We start from the raw sequence: 18,701 nt of genomic DNA, 5'->3' as shown, positions 1-18,701 counted from the left end.
TCCCCACAAGGGGGAGGGGCTAACGTGCCGCACTGCTTCACGTGACCCCGCATCGTACCAAACTAACGGTAACAGCCGGCAGGACCTCTCCTTTGGTCGCCGCCGGGACCACGGCTTGGCCCCTCCCCCTTGTGGGGAGGGGTTGGGGAGGGGTCTTGCAACGCGCCTGCAACAATTCCGGTTTGCGCCTGAGGCCTGCCACACGACGCCTACGCCGCCTCCCCCGGCTGCACCGCACTTTCCGCCAACTTCCGCGCCGCGACGAAATCGACCTTGCCGGAACCCAGCACCGGTACCTTGCCGATATTGACCTCGGCCGGCACCATCATGTCCATGGCGCCCCTGGATTTGGCGAAGGCGAGGAATTCGGTGCGGGTGGCGGTCGGGGCGTCGGTAAGCAGCACCAGGCGCTCGCCCTTCTTGGCGTCGGGCATCGAGGAGACGACCGAGAGAGCGCCCGGCCAGAGCTCGGCGGCGAGCGTCTCGACGGCGGCGAGCGAGATCATTTCGCCGCCGATCTTGGCGAAGCGCTTGGCGCGGCCGCGGATCTTGACGAAGCCGTCCTCGTCGATGGTGACGATGTCGCCGGTATCGTGCCAGCCGTCGGCGAGCGGCTCGAGCACGCCGGGTTTTTCGGCACGGAGATAACCGGCCATGACATTGGTGCCGCGCACATGCAGCCTTCCGCCCTCATCGATGCCGGGCACCGGTTCGAGCTTCCATTCCATGCCCGGCAGGATTTTGCCGACCGTGCCAGACTTGTTGTACATCGGCGTGTTGATCGAAATCACCGGCGCCGTCTCGGTGACGCCGTAGCCTTCGAGGATGCGCAGGCCGAATTTTTCCATATAGGTCTGGCGGGTCGCGGCCTTCACCGGCTCGGCGCCGGAGAAGATATAGCGGATCGAGCGGAAATCGTAGGGATGCGCCGTCCTGGCATAGCCGTTGAGGAAGGTGTCGGTGCCGAAGATGATCGTGGCGTTGGAGACATAGATCAGCTCCGGCACGATGCGGTAATGCAGCGGCGACGGATAGAAATAAACCGGCACGCCCGAGATCAGCGGCAGCACGGTGCCGGCCGTCAGCCCGAAGGAATGGAACACCGGCAGGATGTTGAACACCTTGTCGCCGCTGTGGAAATCGATGCGGGCAGCCGCCTGTGCGGCGTTCGACAGGATGTTGCGGTGGGTCAGCACCACGCCCTTCGGCGTGCCCTCGGAGCCCGAGGTGAAGAGGATCACGGCGGGATCGTCCGGCCGGCGCTTGACCAGCGGCCGGCTCTTGCGGAGAAGACCGATGATCTTGTCCTTGAATGAGATTTCGGCCCGGAGATCATCGAGCCAGACGATCGTCACCTGCTTTTCCATCTCGGCGATCACGGGGCCGAGTTTCGCCTGGGCGACGAGGGCGCGCGAGGTCAGCACATGCTTGACCTCGGCGGCCTTGCAGGCGGAGAGGATATTGGCAGCACCCGCGGTGAAGTTCAGCATGGCCGGCACCTTGCCCGCGGTCATCACGCCCAAAAGCGTGGCGGCAGCGCCATTGGCATTCGGCAGCATGACGCCGAGGTTCTGTTCCGGGAACATCGTGCGGAATTTGGCGCCGAGCACGGCAGCACCGGCGAGCAGCTTGCCATAGGTCAGCCGGCCGGTGACCGGATCTTCGACGGCAAGCTTTTTCATGCCGAATTCGTGGCCCGCCCGGATGACGCGATCGAGCACTGTCGACGAGGTATCGGCGGTCTGGAACAAGAGGTTCGACATCACCTGGTAGAGGGCAGCACCTGCCGCCGTGCGGCGTTTGCGGCCTTTCAGCTCCGGCGGCACGTCGAGCTTTACCGGCTCGAGAATGGTGACCTTGACCTTGGGAAACAGCCGGCGGCGGATCTTGCCGTTGTCGAGATAGGAGAGATAGCTCTTCTCCAGCCCGTCGATCTTCACCGGCACGACCATCGAGCCGGTTTTGTCGGCGACCATGGCCGCACCGTCATAGACCTTCATCAGCGTGCCGGTCACCGTCAGGCGGCCCTCGGGGAAGATGCCGATCGGGTTGCCGTCCTGCACCACCTTAATCAGCGAACGCGTCGCCATCGGCTTTGTCGGGTCGAGCGGCAGGAATTTGCACATCTTCAGGAAGGGGCGCACCCACCAGGCCTGGGCGATCTTGTAATCGACGGCAAAGGTGGGCTCTTCCTCGGTGATGGCAAGCGCCAAGGCGCCGTCGAGCAGGCTGACATGGTTGAGCGCAATGATCGGCGCGCGGCCGGCCTTCTTGATATTCTCCAGACCCTCGACTTCGAGGCGCATGAAGGCGCGGAACAGGATCGAGATGAAATCGCGGAAGGGATTGGTCGGCAGCGTCTTCAGCATCAGCCAGGCAACGGCGAAATTGATGATGCCGAGGCCGATCAGGATCTGAGGGATGGAAGCGCCCATCGCCTGGACGGCGGCAACGAGGCCGAGGCCGACGGTGATGAACAGGGCAGACAGCACATTGGCGGCACCGATGACGCGGGCGCGACGGTCCTCATGCGCCCAGGTCTGCAGGGCGGCGAAAGTGGGCACCGCGATGAAGGCGCCCGAGATGGCCATGCCGGCGAGATCGATGGCGACGCGGATGGTGTTCTGACCAGCGAAGAAGGTGGCGATCGTCGTTGCATGGCTCACCGAAGCCAGGCCCCAGAGGTTCCAGGCGAGATCGAGGCTGAAGAGGCCGAGCAGCGCCGTGCCGACAGGGGCCGGCAGCAGCACGATGCGGCCGGAGGACATCCAGGCGGCAATCGCCGATCCCACAGCGACGGCGATGGCAAAGACGGTGAGATAGGCCGGCACGACGATCTCGGAGCCGCCGAGCAGCTCGGTGACCATGGTCGGCAGGATGGAGAGGACGAAGGCGCCGACCAGCCAGAACCAGCAATTCATCAGCGCCGAACGCCACAGGCGCTTGTCCTGGCGGATTTCCATGACGAGGGTGTAGCTGGAGCGGATGACATTGCGGTCGATTTCGAGATCCGGCGCCTTGGAGCCGGTGGGCGGGATCATCCGGCTGGCCAGCCAGCAGAGCACCGAAAGCCCCATCATCATCGTGCCGAAGATCAGCACATTGTCGCCGCCGGAGAAGGCGAAGGCGGCAATGATCGTGCCGGCGAGGATGGCGATGAAGGTGCCACCCTCGATCCAGGCATTGGCCTTCGGCAGGTCGCGGCGTTCGAGATGATCGGGCAGGATGCCGTATTTGATCGGCCCGAACAGCGCCGAGACGACGCCGAAGCCGAACAGCGCCGCCATCAGCACGAAGATGGAGGAGAATGCCAGACCGACGACGGCAACGGCGGCGACCGCGATCTCGCAGCGTTTCAGCAGTTCGGCAATCTCAGCTTTGTCATGCTTGTCGGCGAGTTCGCCGCCGAGCGCCGACAGCAGCAGGAAGGGCACGATGAGGATAACGCCGGCGAGTGTCACCAGGGCGGCGCCCTCGCTTGCCGACATCTTGAAGAGAATGAGGAACACCAGGGTGTTCTTGAGGAAATTGTCGTTGAAGGCCGTGAGGAACTGGGTCCAGAACAGCGGCGCGAATTTCCTTGAGGTCATCAGATTGTGTTGCACGGCGGTGTTCCTCTTTCGGCTGACACGAGAAGGCCACAGAGTTGTTACGCAAAAGTTGAATGCGTCAACAACTCTGCGCTGTGGTTAAGGAAGGTCAATCTTCATCGCTACGATTGAACTTGACGAGCAGCTTTTCGGTGCGGGCATCCTCGACCTTGCGGATCAGCTTCTCGGATTCGGCGTTGTCGCGCAGCGTCTTGGTGACGTTCACCGTGGTCTGCACCAGCATCAGAATGCCCATGGCGAGATAGCCTTTACCCCAGAGATCGAGCGGCATCATGTAGAGGCCGAGCGCCAGCATGAAGGCGGCCGAGCCGAAGGAGATGTAGGAGAAGCTGACCCAGCTGGCGGAATGTTTCTGGAAACTGTCGTTCATTGTCTTTGTCCCTATGGTTCGATGGATGAATGCTTGGATGGATGCGGTTTCAGGCAGCAGGCGTGATGCGGCTCTTCAGCCGCGCCAGCACATCATCGGCAGAGGAGCGCAGCGGCGCGCCGAAGCCGGCATTGGCAAGCTTTTCGATGATGCCGGCCGGGCGGATGGCGCCTTCCATGTCCTTCAGCGCGGCGGCCGTCAGCTCATTCTGGCTCTGGCGCAGGCGAAGGCGGGCTAGGGTCTCCTCGGCATCGTCGAGCGTCGCCAGGCCCGGGCCGGCAACAACCACGTCAAGCTTCTGCGCCTCCTGCGTGGCGCGCGCCAGCCGCTCGCCGCGCTGCAGCTCCTGCAGCCTTGCCTCCGAAGCGCGGACGATGCCCTTCAGCTTGTCGATCGCTTGGGTGAACTGGCTCTGCGCCTTCTCCGACGCATCGCGCTCGGCTTCGAGATAGGCGATCGCCTCGGCCGCCTCACGGGCCAGGCCCTCATTGCCCTTCGCCAATGCGGCGGAGGCGCGGGTCTCGAGATCGGCGATGCGGGCAACGATCGTTGCATGCTGCCCCTTCTCCTGTTCGTTCTGGGCGATGGCGACCGCCACGCTGCGGCGGGCCGACTGGATCGACTGGGCGGCATCGCGGATCTGCTGGGCAAGCAGCGGCACGGCGTGGCAGTCGGCAAAAGCCTGCTCGGCATCATGCGCCCTGCCCCGCAACAAAATGGAAATCAGTTTGAACATTTCCTTCCTCCGGTTTATGAACGTTGTTCACGAGCGCTGTTATGGCAGAATCATGAACGTCGTTCAAGATAAATTTTGAACGACGTTCAAAAATCGAAGGGGAATGGTTAATGGCCGGCAGGCGAGAAGAAAAACGCGAAGACCTGAAGGCCCGGCTGATCGAGGCGGCGCGCGAGCGGATCGCCAAGGACGGGCTGGCAAATCTCCGGGCTCGCGACATCACCCAGGATGCCGGCTGCGCGCTTGGCGGCCTCTACACGGTCTTTTCCGATCTCGCCGAGCTCGTCATCCACGTCAACTCCGCCACGCTGAAGGCGCTGGAGGCGAGGCTCACCCTGCCCGAGACCCGCGACAAGCCACCGACCGACCGGCTGCGCAACCTGGCGCAGGGATATCTCGCCTTCGCCGTCGAGCACCGGAACCTCTGGAAGGCGCTGTTCGACCACTTCCCGCCGGAATCGAGCCCGACGCCGCAATGGCATCTTAACGAGCACCTCTTCCTGATGGACGTGATCGCCGAACCGCTGGCCGAACTGCAACCCGACATGCCGCCCGAAGACCGCGCCATCCGCGCCCGCACGCTGTTCGGCGCCGTGCACGGCGTCGTCAGCATCAGCCTCGAAGGCCGCTTCGTCGGCCTGCCGCTGGAGCGGCTGGCGCGGGAGGTGGATGAGTTGGTGCAGACGATCGCGGCGGGGGCGGAGCGGCGGAGGTGATGGGGGGTAGTGTTTTGGTCCGGGCTCAGGAGATCGGCGAGACCAGCCCCTCATCCGCCTGCCGGCACCTTCTCCCCGTAAACGGGGCGAAGGGGATATGCCGCAACCTCTCCGTCCCTCTCTCGCGTCTCGTATGGCACGTCCCCTCTCCCCGTTTTTACGGGGAGAGGGTTAGGGTGAGGGGCAGCCAGGCACGAAGGGGGCCGTAAATCCTCATGAGGAGAGAGCTACGAAGCGCCACTCGCCATCTTACCGAGCGGGAAATTTGGTGCATCAACCCGCTCCGCATCCCTCGAAATATCCCGATCGGTAAATTTCTCTGGACACCGTCTCCGCATTCGCTATATTTTCCCGATCGGGAAAACCACATGCCAAAACACGTACAGAGTCCAGCCGACATCGGCGCCCTGGTTCGAAGCACCCGCAAGGAGCAAAATCTGCGGCAGGACGAGCTTGCCGGCGTTGCCGGTGTCGGGCTTCGCTTTATCGTCGACCTCGAAGCCGGCAAGCCCACGGCGCAGATCGGCAAAGTCCTGCAGGTTCTGCAAACGCTTGGCTGCTCCCTCGACATTCTGGCTCCCGGCGAGCGCAGGCGATGACATCAAGGCTTCTCAACGTCTGGTGGGGCGGCCGCATTGTCGGTCAATTCACGCAGGACAGACACGGCGATATCGGCTTTGTCTATGCGCGAGCCTGGCTGGACGATGACAAAACGCTACCGCTCTCGGCCTCTCTGCCGAAACGAGCGGAGGGATTTACCCGCCGGGAATGCCGACCGTTTTTCGCCGGCCTGCTGCCCGAGGAAAGCCAGCGCCTGGCCGCAGCACGGGCCTTGGGCGTGTCTCCCGCCAATGACTTTGCGCTTCTCGATCACCTCGGCGGCGATGTCGCCGGTGCGCTGCAACTGCTTGCCGGAGGTGAAGCACCGGCGGGGACGGGGCCGATTGCCGATCGCCAGCTCGTGCCCCTGGACGAAGCAGGCATCGTTGCCGTGTTGGAGGCGCTGCCCGTGCGGCCTCTGCTGGCCGGTGAGGAGGGCCTCAGACTGTCGCTCGCCGGCGCGCAGTCCAAACTGCCGGTTGTTCTGGTCGATGGCCGGATCGGGCTTCCCCTGCCCGGCCAGGCCACAACCCATATTCTGAAGCCGCCGATCGCTCGCTTCAAGGCGACGACCGAGAACGAAGCTTTCGTGATGAGGCTTGCGGCCGCCATCGGGCTCGATGTCGCGGCCGTCGAACCGCGATATGTGCAGGGACGCCCGTTCCTTCTGGTCGAACGATATGACCGCGTGCGCGGCGCCGGCGGCCTGGTTCATCGCATCCATCAGGAAGATTTCTGCCAGGCACTCAACGTACCCCCGGAAACGAAATATGCGAGTGAAGGCGGGCCGGCCTTCAAGGATTGCTTCGATCTCATAAGACGGATTTCGGCAAGGCCGGCTGTCGACGTGCTGAGGCTGCTGGACGCGGCCATCTTCAACCTGATCGCCGGAAATGCCGATGCCCACGGCAAGAACTTCTCCATCCTCTACGATAGCCAAGGCCCGCGGCTGGCAAGACTCTATGACCTCGTCTCCACCGTGATCTATCCGGAACTGTCGCCAAGGCTGGCGATGAGAATCGGCAAGTGCGCCACACTGGCCGAAATGGATGCCGAGGGCTGGAAGGCCTTTGCGGAAGAAGCCGGCATCGGCACTCCGCTGTTGCGCCGCCGCGTGAACGAGCTTTGCGACAAGGTGCTGACATTGACCGGCAAGGTCGCCGATGAGTTGGCAGACGTATCGCCCGATCGAGACCCGATCGACGCGATCGCCGGCGTGATAACAGACCGGGCCGAGACAGCGAGGTTGACGTTAAAAGGTTGAGGGAAACGGGAAACGACGCCCGACGTCGCGCCTCTGGCCGGTCGCCTCTCCCCACTCTCCGTCCTCCTCGGGCTTGCCCCGAGGATCCATGCCGCTGCCGATGAGTGCTGCATGAGCTTCGAGTCAAAGCGCTGAAATCTCCGCCTAAAAAGCCCTCGTCCACCTGCCGGCACCCCTTCTTCGGACCCCCGCTTGCGGGGCAAATACCCCTCCCCAACCCCTCCCCACAAGGGGGAGGGGCTTAACCTGCCGCACCGCATCTCCCAAAACTCCAGATCGGCAAACGACGAGATGATCTCGGGCAAAGCGGTGATGCTGGGCTAGCCCCTCCCCCTTGTGGGGAGGGGTTGGGGAGGGGTCTTAGATCGGTCCGAACCGCCTACATATCGACCAACCCCAGGAACCCACACCCCAACTCCCGCATTGAGCTGATTGACAGACGCCCTCCACGCGACCGCGAAAGGAAACCTCATGAGCCGCATCTTCATCACCGGTTCCACCGATGGCCTCGGCCTTGCCGCCGCCCGCACCCTGATGAAGGAGGGCCACGAGGTCGTGCTGCATGCCCGCTCCAGCGAGCGCGCCTCCGATATCTCCGAAATTTCGGCTGCGGCGCTCGGCATCGTGATCGGCGATCTCGCCAGCGCCGTCGAAACGCGATCGATCGCCCTTCAGGTCAACACCATCGGCCGCATGGACGCCGTCATCCACAATGCCGGCATCTACCTCGAGCGCAGCCGGGGCGAAACGCCGGAAGGTCACGCCAAGACGCTGGCGGTGAATGTGCTTGCCCCCTACCTGCTCACCGCCTGGATCACCCGCCCCGATCGCCTCATCTATCTCACCAGCGGCATGCACCGCGGCGGCAGCAGCGCCCTTGGCGATATCGACTGGAAGAAGCGGCCGTGGAACGCCAGCCAGGCCTATTCGGAAAGCAAGCTCTACATCGCCACCCTCGCCGCCGCCGTCGCCCGCCATTGGCCGGATGTTCTAAGCAATGCCGTGGATCCTGGCTGGGTGCCGACCAAGATGGGCGGTGCCGGCGCGCCCGATAATCTTGAAATGGGGCATCTTACGCAGACATGGCTTGCGACGAGCGATGCGGGAGCCGCGAAGGTCAGCGGTGGGTATTGGTATCATCGCCAGCAGCGGGAGGCGGCGGCGGAGGTTGGTGATGTGGGGTTTCAGGAGGCGCTGGTGGAGAAGCTTGCGGAGTTGACTGGTGTCCGGTTGTTTGAAGAGCGCGGGTGAGGCGCAGCCGGCGCCTATTCGCGAACAATTCGCAGCAGCGGCTCAAAGCTGTATAGAGCCGGACGCCTGCCTGCGGAGGGCTCCAATGTCTTAACCAGCTCCTTCTCGACCAGGATGCGCGTGAACCGGTGTGCAGTTGCTTCCGGAATCCCCGATTTGCTTGTAAATACATTGTTCCGGAACACGGGACGCGAGAACAAAAAGTCGAGCGCCGAGGTGCTCCATTGAGATGTGAGGATCTGCGGAAATTCCCGCTGGAGCTCGTCGTAAAGATCACGAATCCGTTCTGCGGTCGCAAGGTTCTTATTCGCCTGGGTTTCAAGCGCCTCTAGAAAGAACACAATCCACTCGGTCCACGCACCTGATTTCGAAACCTCGCGCATCCCGTCTATATATTCGTCGCGTCGATCTTCGAAATAGCTGCTGATATAGAAGTGCGGAGCGGATATTGCTCCATATTTCCATAGCATTAGGGTGATGAGCATTCGCCCGATTCGGCCATTGCCGTCCTTAAAAGGATGCAATGCCTCAAACTCAAGGTGGGCGACGGCCGTCTTGATCAGTATCTGCCAATTCCTATCCTCGACGAACGAGAAAAGTCGCTCCATCCCATCATTAAGCTGCTCCGGGCGCATCGGGACAAAATGCACTTTGCGGCGCATGCGGTCGGCCAGGTAATTTTGTTCGATCTTGAACTCACCGGGAGAAAGATGTGCACCTCGACCAAAGCCGAGCAGAACCTTGTGAGCGCTCTTGATAAGGAAGCTTGAAAGGGGCGCGCCTTGCTCGATGCTGCGCTGCGCCGCAGTCAGGGCTCGGCTATAGAGGAAGACTTCGATCGCTTCATTCCGATAATGGCCTTCCGGCTCGTTACCGCTTTCCTCCTGATCTGCCTCATACCGTAGGACTTCGTCGAGAGTGCTTACGGTTCCTTCCATTCGGGATGAGACGACAGCTTCCTGATTGCGCAATGGCGCAAGCAGGATTTCACTATTGTGCATGCCTTTCAGCATCTGATCATAACGGGCAAGCGCGGCTGATGCCGAGGCGATCGGCATTATAAGCTGGTTGGCATCAATCCTCTCTGGAGGAAACTGATCGTAGTGGTATTCTACAGCATCCGATAGGTCGAGAGGATGTTGGACCATATTTGACTTCCAGATTTCGCGAAATTTGCAAGGCAAATAGCCTTGTCTGCACCATGATCAACTCAACGGCGTTTGTCTATCAAAAAATGCAGATATTGATAGACAAGTAGTTTTGAGTTTGATTCGTGACAGTCAACCTGGCTTGAGGTCTGAAATCGCTATTCTTTGAGAGTCAATGAGCTCGCACCAAAGCTGGCAACGAGAACGGGCAAACGCGCGACGACCGCGAAAGGAGCCCCCATGAGCCGCATTTTCATCACCGGTTCCACCGATGGCCTCGGCCTCGCCGCCGCTCGCACCCTGATGAAGGAAGGCCACGAGGTCGTGCTGCATGCCCGCTCCAGCGAGCGTGCCTCCGATATCTCCGAAATTTCGGCTGCAGCACTCGGCATCGTCATCGGCGATCTCGCCAGCGCCGTCGAAACGCGATCGATCGCCCTTCAGGTCAACACCATCGGCCGCATGGACGCCGTCATCCACAATGCCGGCATCTACCTCGAGCGGAGCCGCGGCGAAACGCCTGATGGTCACGCCAAGACGCTGGCGGTGAATGTGCTTGCCCCTTATCTGCTCACCGCCTGGATCACCCGCCCCCCCGATCGCCTGATCTATCTCACCAGCGGCATGCACCGTAGCGGCGGCAGCGCCCTTGGCGATATCGACTGGAAGAAGCGGCCGTGGAACGCCAGCCAAGCCTATTCCGAAAGCAAGCTCTACATCGCCACCCTCGCCGCCGCCGTCGCCCGCCACTGGCCGGATGTGCTCAGCAACGCCGTCGACCCCGGCTGGGTGCCGACCAAGATGGGCGGCGCCCGGCGCGCCCGATGACCTCGAAATGGGGCATCTTACGCAGACATGGCTTGCGACGAGCGAGGACGAAGCTGCCAGGTTCAGCGGTGGGTATTGGTATCATCGGCAGCGGCGGGAGGCTTCGCCGGAGGTTACGCATGCTGGGTTTCAGGATGCGCTGGTGGGGAAGCTTGCGGAACTGACTGGCGTCCGGCTGTTTGTGGGGAGGGAGTAAGGTCAAGCGCGCTCTCGTCCAGCAGGACATTACCCTTGCGACCTAGTCCCCGGCTCGCCTCCCGCTGTACTAAAAGGGAGGCGCGTGCTGCCTGCTCATCATCCTGCTTTCGCAAATACAAGAGCGGCACCCATCGCCGCATTCTACTCTCGAACTGAAAGACTATCGGGAAGAGAGCGGCTGGATCAACGCGCCTTGAGCCCTCTTAAAATTCTATCCTGGCCGAAATTCACCGGATATCGTTTGGAGTTTCTTATGGATAGAAGAAATCATAAGTTGCAAAACCGCCCGCTCTCAGATTTCAATTACCGCGCCGACTCATGAGCGCATGAATATGACCAAACCCTTTTACGCCGAACCAATTTTGAACTCTCCATATGACGTTCCCACGCGGCATCATGCACTATCAGAAAGCGGGGAGCCGCTCGATCATCCGCCTATCGAAGGCCGGCGTCGCTCGAAATATGTCGCTCCCGTACCCAAGAGTCGGAAGAGCAAGGTCGGAGAAAAAACACAAGCCTCGCTTGATCTCGACCAAGAGGCTCGGGATGGCGGCAGCCGTTATAATCCGACGCCGATCATCAACGAAATTCGCGGCCATATCGCATCGTGGCGCTCTCTTCCCAATCCTAACGATTGGGGCGTAACACCAGTCACGCAGCGTCTGCTTCAACATTGGCGGAGCGATAGCTTCTCCGGCCCTCGGCCCTTCTACTGTCAAGCGGAAGCGGTTGAAACCGCGATCTGGCTTTCTGAGGTCGCACGGAAAAACAAGCAGTACTCGCACTTATTCCGACATCTGGAAGAGGCCAATCAGGATGCAAACCCCGAGATTTTCCGCCTCGCTCTGAAACTCGCGACCGGCGCCGGTAAGACGACGGTCATGGCAATGCTGATCGCGTGGCAGTCGATCAATGCAGCGCGTCAGCCGAACTCCACTCTCTTCTCCCGCGGCTTTTTGATCGTTGCGCCGGGCATCACGATCAAGGACCGTCTGCGAGTTCTCAACCCTTCCGACGGCAACAGCTATTACCGCTCGCGCGAGCTCGTGCCTCAGGACATGATGGCCGATCTCAACAAGGCGAAGATCGCGATCGTCAATTACCACGTGTTTCAGCGCCGCAAGGCACACGAGTTGAATGCCGTCGGCCTCCGGTTGATGAAGGGCTGGAAAGGCGAGCAGATCGAGGAACTGGAAACGGAAGGACAGATGCTGCAGCGCGCCTGCGGCGATCTCCTCCAGATGAAGAACGTCGTGGTGATTAACGACGAAGCCCACCATTGCTATCGCGAACGCCCGGGGACCCATGAAGAGGACGAACTAAAGGGCGAGGAAAAGGAGGAGGCGAAGGAGAACAACGAAGCGGCTCGCCTCTGGATTTCAGGCATTGAAGCGTTGAAGCGCAAGGTTGGCGTACGTGCCGTCTATGACCTTTCGGCGACGCCCTTTTTCCTGCGCGGTTCAGGTTATGAGGAGGGAACGCTATTTCCTTGGGTCGTCTCGGATTTCTCTTTGGTCGACGCGATCGAATGCGGCATTGTGAAGTTGCCTCGGGTTCCGGTGTCCGACAACTCCGTCAATGCAGCGACGCCTGTCTATCGTAATCTGTGGGACCACATCGGCAAGAAGATGCCGAAGAAGGGGGCGGGGAAATCGGGCGACCTCGACCCACACAGCCTACCGGCCGAACTACAGACTGCGCTCTATTCGCTTTACTCACATTACGAACAAGAGTTCGAGGCTTGGCGAAAGGTGGGCATCGGTGTGCCTCCAGTCTTCATCGTCGTGTGTAACAACACCTCCAGTTCCAAGCTGATTTACGAGTGGATTTCGGGCTGGGAACGAGAGGTCGAAGGCGAGCGACAGACCAAGCACCAAGGAAACCTTGAGCTATTTCGCAATTACGATCGCAACGGCAACCCGCTGCCGCGAATGAACACGCTGCTGATCGACTCGCAGCAGCTGGAGTCCGGTGAAGCTCTCGACAGCAACTTCCGCGAGATCGCCAAGGCGGAGATCGAGCAGTTCAAACGCGAAAAAGCCGAACGTGATGGTGCTGCCGAAGCAGAAAAAGTCAGTGAAGCCGAGCTTCTCCGCGAGGTGATGAATACAGTCGGGCAAAAGGGACGGCTTGGCGAGCAAGTCCGCTGCGTCGTATCCGTATCCATGCTAACGGAGGGATGGGATGCCAACACCGTGACCCATATCCTGGGTGTCCGCGCCTTCGGCACCCAGTTGCTGTGTGAACAGGTTATCGGTCGCGGTCTTCGCCGACAGTCCTATGAACTCAATGATCGCGGTCTCTTCAATACGGAATATGCCGACATTCTTGGCATTCCTTTCGATTTCGCAACCGAACCGCAAACTGTAGTTCGCAATCCGCCAAAGCCAACAACGCGCGTCTATGCACTCAAGGAGCGTTCGAACCTCTCCATCCAGTTTCCGCGCGTTGCGGGTTACCGCACAGAACTTCCCTCAGATCACTTTTCCGCTTCCTTCGGCCCAGATTCCATCCTGACGCTAACACCAGAGCTTGTCGGCCCGTGTACTGTTCGGCTGGAGGGGCTTGTCGGCGAAGGCATCGACATCTCGCCCGACGCACTCGACGATATGCGGACATCGGAAGTGGCGATCCGTCTGACGAAATTCCTGATCGAACGCTACCTCAGAGACGGCACTGAAGACCCGCCTTACATGCTCTATAATCAAGTGCAGCCGATCACGCGTCGCTGGGTCAACGAATGCCTGAAGCTAACCGGAGGCACCAAAGCGGGCATGCTGACTTATGCCGAGCTGGCGGAGAAAGCTTCGGAACTGATCTACCAGGCGATCGTCCGCAGCGCCGGCGAAGAGGGCGAGAGCGTCGTGAAGGCTATGCTCGATCCCTACAATCCGCACGGTTACACTGACCACGTTTCCTTCATCACGACGAAACAGACCCTCTGGGAAACGCGGCTTAGCCACGTGAACTACGTGGTCTGCGACAGTGATTGGGAGGCAGAGTTTGCCCGTGTCGTGGAAGCCCATCCGGCAACGATCTCCTACGTGAAGAATCAGGCGCTCGGCTTTGAAGTCCCCTATCGCTCCGGCAGCGCGCCGCGTCGCTACCTGCCCGATTTCATCGTTCAGCTCGCTGACGACCGGGGGCCGGACGATCCGTTGAACCTGATCATCGAGGTCAAAGGCTTCCGTGGTCTCGACGAACAAATCAAGGCCGAGACCATGACGAACCTCTGGGTGCCGGGGGTGAACAATCTAAAGGTCTATGGCCGCTGGGCTTTTGCAGAATTCCGTGACGCGTTTGCGATGGAGGAGGAATACGCGAAGCTCGTCGAAGCCTTTGGTGCGACGACAGCGCGAGAGTCGGCATGATCGATTCTCGACAGTCAGAGGGAAATCTCAATTCGCTCCCGGTCTTGGCCGCCATTCGATATTGGTGGTGGTGGGCGAGCCACGATCTCGCCTATCTAAAGCGTATCGGTCAAACAGGAGCTATCGACGCGCAATTGGTGAGATCGATCGCCAAGGATTACGGGATAGCCCGCGGAATTCGAAAAGAGAAGAACGATCCGGACGGTGAAATTTCCGCGAGACGAGCAACAAGGATCGCCGAAGCGGTAAACCGCCGTAACCGTGACTTCAGCGCATGCGAAAGCATGACGGATCGGTTCAACTTGTGCCTTGATATTGTGACCGAGCTGAAGGGAAACCATGACGATAACGACCGCCTCACTCATTACGATTTAGTGTCTGGCGTCACCAAGCTTTCGTGGTTTGTCGCACCGGACGGCTGGACGATGTTCGACCGGTTGGCCGCAGAGGCGCTGGGCATCAAGTCGGGAACGGCGCGGGAGAAGGCCGTTAAATTCTACGAGAGGCTCGCCAACGCCGAGTTTGCCGCTCTGACACAGGAAATGAATGCCGCACTGGAACATAACGGCCTCGCCGCTAGGCATTTTCACGCGGAACGCATTGTCGATCAATATCTCTGGCTATCCGCCAGCAATCCCGTCGGCAGATCGCTCATCATCAATAAGATTAGTGCTTTTCTGGATGCAATTGGATCAGAGCAAAGCAGACGATTGCTGAAAATGGGAAAGATGATTGAGGGCGGTTTCGAAGGACGCTTGCAAAACCTTATCTCCGAGCGGCCTAAAACAAGCAGGAAGAAGTAATCATGGCCAAGGCGCCGCGCGAAAAAGACGTTTCCACGCTGACCCATGACGGAGCGGTGCGACTGAACAACCCGACGGCTGAGATGGCGTCCCTCTACGAGCAGCAGGTTGAGCTGCTCGGAGAAGGAGCACGCGAGATGCGCATCCCGCGTGACCGGCCGTTGGCGAAGGGCGAGCAGCGCGACCGGGATTTGGACCGCGATCCGCAGATCATCTGGAACGGCGCGAAGATCAAGATCACGCAAGCGCAGATGCGGCAGCTTGCCGAGACGGGCGAGATGGAGATCGGCGATGCCCAACTCGTCTGGCGCGGCAAGGACCGGCAGGATTGGTCCGATCTCGTGGTCAATGCGCCGCCGCTCTATATTCAGGAAAAGGTGCATCCCAAGGCGATCATCGACGATCTCAAGCGTGGCACCAACAAGGCGCGCCAGGACAAAACCGACGCGCCCGATCTGTTTGCCGATTTCAACGGCATTGCCGATCCGGAGGCGCGGGCCGAATTCTACCAGCATACCAAGCATTGGCAGAACCGCTTCATCCTCGGCGACAGCTTGCAGGTGATGGCGAGCCTAGCAGAGCGCGAGGAGATGCGCGGCAAGGTGCAGTGCATCTATTTCGACCCGCCCTATGGCATTAAGTTCAATTCGAACTGGCAGGTCTCGACCATGAGCCGGGACGTGAAGGACGGAAAGAAGGAGGACGTCTCCCGCGAACCGGAACAGGTGAAGGCCTTCCGCGACACCTGGAAGGACGGCATCCACTCCTATCTCACCTATCTCCGCGACCGGCTGATGGTGGCGCGGGAATTACTCGCCGAAAGCGGCTCGATCTTTGTTCAGATCGGCGATGAGAACGTGCATCGCGTTCGGGCGCTGATGGATGAGGTGTTTGGGGAAGATGGATTTCGTTCTGAGTTGAAATTCAAGACCACAGGCGGTCACAGCAGCTCATATATCTCGTCTATTTTTGACACTGTGCTTTGGTATGGAAGATCTGCCTCCACCAAATATCGCCGGCTATACTTCGACAGAAAACCCGGAGACGAGGGTGCAACACAGTACAAGTATGGCGAAGCCGCAAATGGTGTTCGAGCCTCACTCACACAATTTGAGAAAGAAAAAATCGAAGTACGCAAGATCTTTCAGCCCTATCCCATCGTATCTATGGGACCTAGCGAACGAGATAGGCCGATCTTCTATGAGGGCAGAAATTATAATCCCACGAAAGGACGCCATTGGAGTGTAACTAACAGTGGCGTCGAGCGTATTGCAAAAACCAAGCGCCTTTATCCTCAAGGCGAGAACTTGCGTTTTGTATACTTCATAGATGACTACCCCGTCACGCCATACACGAACATTTGGACGGACACACAAACTTCTGGGTTCGGGGAAGATCGCCTTTACGTGGTGCAAACTCTTCCGAGAGTTATCGAGCGCTGCATACTAATGACGACCGATCCCGGCGACCTCGTGCTTGATCCCACTTGCGGCTCCGGCACCACAGCCTATGTTGCCGAACAGTGGGGCCGTCGCTGGATTACCATCGACACCTCCCGGGTGGCGCTCGCGCTGGCTCGCACCAGGTTGATGAGCGCACGCTATCCCTATTACTTGTTGGCTGACTCCCGTGAAGGCCGGGCCAAGGAGCAGGTGGTTTCCGGCAGGATTCTTGCTGACAATCCGATAACGGCTGATATCCGTCAGGGTTTCATTTATGAGCGCGCGCCGCATATCACACTGAAAAGCATCGCTGACAATGCCGAGATCGATGTGATCTGGGAGAAGTGGCAGGAGGTACTAGAGCCGCTGCGCCGACAACTGAACAACGCGCTTTCGACTACCTTCGAGGAATGGGAAATCCCCCGCAACCTGGACGCTTGGCTGGACAGCAAGGACGGACAGGCCAAGGTGCATCTGATGACCGAAAAGGCGCGGAAACTGCATGCCGACTGGTGGGAAGGCCGCACTGCCCGGCAGACGGAGATCGATGCCTCGATCGCCCGCGCTGCCGATGTCGAGCTGCTCTATGACCGCCCCTATGAGGACAAGAGCAAGGTGCGCGTCGCCGGACCCTTCACCGTCGAGAGCCTGTCGCCGCACCGCGTCGTAGCCGCACGCGAGGATACACTGGGAGCGGACCTTGCGGCATCAGGCACGATCACGTCGCGCGCCTCCACGCCTGCCAACATGCCGGAGGCCGATTTTGGGGAGATGGTGCTCTCGCATCTGCGCAGAGCTGGCGTGCACCAGCAGGCCAAGGCCGACACGATCCATTTCAACTCCATCGAGCCTTGGCCGGGCAACTATATCGCCGCCGAGGGCCGTTATGCAGATGGCGGCGCGGTGGAGAAACGCGCGGCGATCCTGATCGGCCCGGAATTCGGCACGCTGACTCGCAGCCAGATCACCGCCGCCGCCCGGGAGGCCTCCGACGCCCGCTTCGACGTGCTGGTCGCCTCCGCCTTCAATTTCGACGCCCAGGCGACCGACCTCAACCGCCTCGGCCCACTCGCCATCCTGAAGGCGCGCATGAACCCCGACCTGCACATGGCCGCGGACCTGAAGAACACCGGGAAGGGCAACCTCTTCGTCGTGTTCGGCGAGCCGGACGTCGAAATCCTCGATGCGCCTAACGGCGAAATCAAGGTGAAGGTGCACGGCGTCGACGTCTTCGACCCCTCCACCGGCGATATCCGCTCCGATGACGTGAAGGGCATCGCTGCCTGGTTCATCGATACCGACTATGACGAGGAAAGCTTCTTCGTTCGCCACGCCTATTTCCTCGGCGCGAACGATCCCTACAAGTCGCTGAAGACTGCGCTGAAGGCGGAGATCGATCCGGACGCTTGGGAGACGCTCTATGCCGATACGTCACGGCCGTTTGCGCGCCCGAGCACGGGACGGATCGCGGTGAAGGTCATCAATCACTTCGGGGACGAGGTGCTGAAAGTGTTTGGGGTGTGAGGAGATATGCCGGGTCACAACCATTATTCGAACTGCACTTGCGGATGGTGCTGGAACCCTGGCGGCTACTCCTCGCGTCGAATTTATGTTCGTCAGGACAGTGTCGAACGCGCTAGACGCGTTCTAAGCGAGTACTACGTCTCGTCACGACGACAAGCAGCGAGTTTCGTGAATCCAAACGCGCACTGCCCAGTGTGTGGGGCGCGGGTCTACTACTATCAAAACGAATTTGGATCGCGTGTATTTTTTGATGACCTCGGAGGCGATTGGCCAAAGCATCAGTGCACGGACAAGCGCCCACCGCCTCGGGGGTCGCTCGGCAGGAGGATGGCTCCGTCGGAATTTGTCAGTGCCAGAGCAAGAAAAGAAATCGTGATAGCGGCCCTGGACGCGGGCACTCCGCTCAGAGGCACTGTAGCCGCCAGTGAGGCCTCAGATGATTGGGTGCTCGCCTCGGTCACAGAGGTCTGGCTGTTGGCCGAGCGAAAGATAGTTCTAGCAAACCGTCTGCATTTCGACGGTCAACGGACGACAGCTTTCTCCTGTAATGATCCGGACGACATTATTGATGTAGACGATATCATAAGCCTCCATCGGTTAGCTGTTTCTGTCTTGGATCCCATCAATCTTGCCAAGCTGGTCATCCCCGCCACGATTTGGGAAATCCCTGACGGGAAGGATTTTTCAGAGACGGACGGGTTCCCCTAAGGATACTAGATCAGAAGTATAGAGCGCTGCAGCAATTTTGCTGAATGTTTCGAAGCTTCAAGAACGGTAAACCTTGCAAGGGCGGCTGCGGCGATGAAGGTGTTGGTTACTGGATAATAACGCAAATGACC

12 protein-coding genes and 1 pseudogene are annotated in these 18,701 nt (G+C 60.0%); 9 read left to right on the top strand and 4 right to left on the bottom strand.

The genetic code is table 11. The features are described from left to right. Positions 1 to 209: 209 nt before the first annotated feature. The 3 genes from ACIPSK_RS18595 to ACIPSK_RS18585 form a co-directional block, all read right to left on the bottom strand. The gene (locus tag ACIPSK_RS18595) at positions 210 to 3,605 is read right to left on the bottom strand and encodes an acyl-[ACP]--phospholipid O-acyltransferase (protein WP_446532954.1); all 3,396 of its coding nucleotides are present in this window, start codon (positions 3,603 to 3,605) and stop codon (positions 210 to 212) included. A 94-nt stretch (positions 3,606 to 3,699) separates the two neighbouring features. Then, on the bottom strand, positions 3,700 to 3,981 hold the full coding sequence (locus ACIPSK_RS18590; protein ID WP_162118258.1) for a YiaA/YiaB family inner membrane protein: 282 nt from the start codon (positions 3,979 to 3,981) through the stop codon (positions 3,700 to 3,702). A gap of 49 nt (positions 3,982 to 4,030) precedes the next feature. Next, the gene (locus ACIPSK_RS18585) at positions 4,031 to 4,717 is read right to left on the bottom strand and encodes a PspA/IM30 family protein (RefSeq protein ID WP_162118259.1); all 687 of its coding nucleotides are present in this window, start codon (positions 4,715 to 4,717) and stop codon (positions 4,031 to 4,033) included. A gap of 110 nt (positions 4,718 to 4,827) precedes the next feature. Here ACIPSK_RS18585 and ACIPSK_RS18580 point away from each other — a divergent pair, with 110 nt between their 5' ends. The 4 genes from ACIPSK_RS18580 (at position 4,828) to ACIPSK_RS18565 (ending at position 8,548) form a co-directional block, all read left to right on the top strand. After that, positions 4,828 to 5,433, top strand: a complete 606-nt coding sequence (locus ACIPSK_RS18580; RefSeq protein WP_162118260.1) for a TetR/AcrR family transcriptional regulator — start codon at positions 4,828 to 4,830, stop codon at positions 5,431 to 5,433. A 368-nt stretch (positions 5,434 to 5,801) separates the two neighbouring features. Continuing rightward, positions 5,802 to 6,032, top strand: a complete 231-nt coding sequence (locus ACIPSK_RS18575; RefSeq protein WP_162118261.1) for a helix-turn-helix transcriptional regulator — start codon at positions 5,802 to 5,804, stop codon at positions 6,030 to 6,032. Beyond that, entirely contained in the window at positions 6,029 to 7,297 is a 1,269-nt protein-coding gene (locus ACIPSK_RS18570; RefSeq protein ID WP_162118262.1) for a type II toxin-antitoxin system HipA family toxin, read from the top strand. The genes ACIPSK_RS18575 and ACIPSK_RS18570 overlap by 4 nt, the downstream gene beginning before the upstream one ends. Before the next feature lie 471 nt (positions 7,298 to 7,768). Beyond that, positions 7,769 to 8,548, top strand: a complete 780-nt coding sequence (locus ACIPSK_RS18565; protein ID WP_162118263.1) for an SDR family NAD(P)-dependent oxidoreductase — start codon at positions 7,769 to 7,771, stop codon at positions 8,546 to 8,548. A 14-nt stretch (positions 8,549 to 8,562) separates the two neighbouring features. Here the strand turns inward: ACIPSK_RS18565 and ACIPSK_RS18560 are convergent, their stop codons facing one another. After that, positions 8,563 to 9,696: a Fic family protein gene (locus ACIPSK_RS18560; protein ID WP_162118264.1), complete on the bottom strand. Its 1,134-nt coding sequence runs from the start codon at positions 9,694 to 9,696 to the stop codon at positions 8,563 to 8,565. A gap of 240 nt (positions 9,697 to 9,936) precedes the next feature. Between ACIPSK_RS18560 and ACIPSK_RS18555 the strand changes: the two are divergent. The 5 genes and pseudogenes from ACIPSK_RS18555 to ACIPSK_RS18535 all read left to right on the top strand — a co-directional run bounded on the left by ACIPSK_RS18555 (position 9,937) and on the right by ACIPSK_RS18535 (position 18,570). Further along, a pseudogene (locus ACIPSK_RS18555) lies at positions 9,937 to 10,720 on the top strand (SDR family NAD(P)-dependent oxidoreductase). Between the two features lie 334 nt (positions 10,721 to 11,054). After that, positions 11,055 to 14,093, top strand: a complete 3,039-nt coding sequence (locus ACIPSK_RS18550; protein WP_162118265.1) for a BPTD_3080 family restriction endonuclease — start codon at positions 11,055 to 11,057, stop codon at positions 14,091 to 14,093. Next, positions 14,090 to 14,896, top strand: coding sequence for a hypothetical protein (locus tag ACIPSK_RS18545; protein WP_162118266.1), 807 nt, complete (start codon positions 14,090 to 14,092; stop codon positions 14,894 to 14,896). The genes ACIPSK_RS18550 and ACIPSK_RS18545 overlap by 4 nt, the downstream gene beginning before the upstream one ends. Positions 14,897 to 14,898: 2 nt before the next feature. After that, complete coding sequence (locus ACIPSK_RS18540) at positions 14,899 to 17,862, top strand: site-specific DNA-methyltransferase (RefSeq protein ID WP_162118267.1); 2,964 nt, start codon at positions 14,899 to 14,901, stop codon at positions 17,860 to 17,862. A 327-nt stretch (positions 17,863 to 18,189) separates the two neighbouring features. Next, positions 18,190 to 18,570, top strand: a complete 381-nt coding sequence (locus ACIPSK_RS18535) for a hypothetical protein (RefSeq protein ID WP_162118268.1) — start codon at positions 18,190 to 18,192, stop codon at positions 18,568 to 18,570. Positions 18,571 to 18,701: the final 131 nt, after the last annotated feature.

This window comes from Rhizobium sp. LARHSG275 (assembly GCF_052871115.1).
The sequence above is the reverse complement of the archived record's forward strand: the minus strand, read 5'-3'. Positions and strand labels throughout refer to the sequence as shown.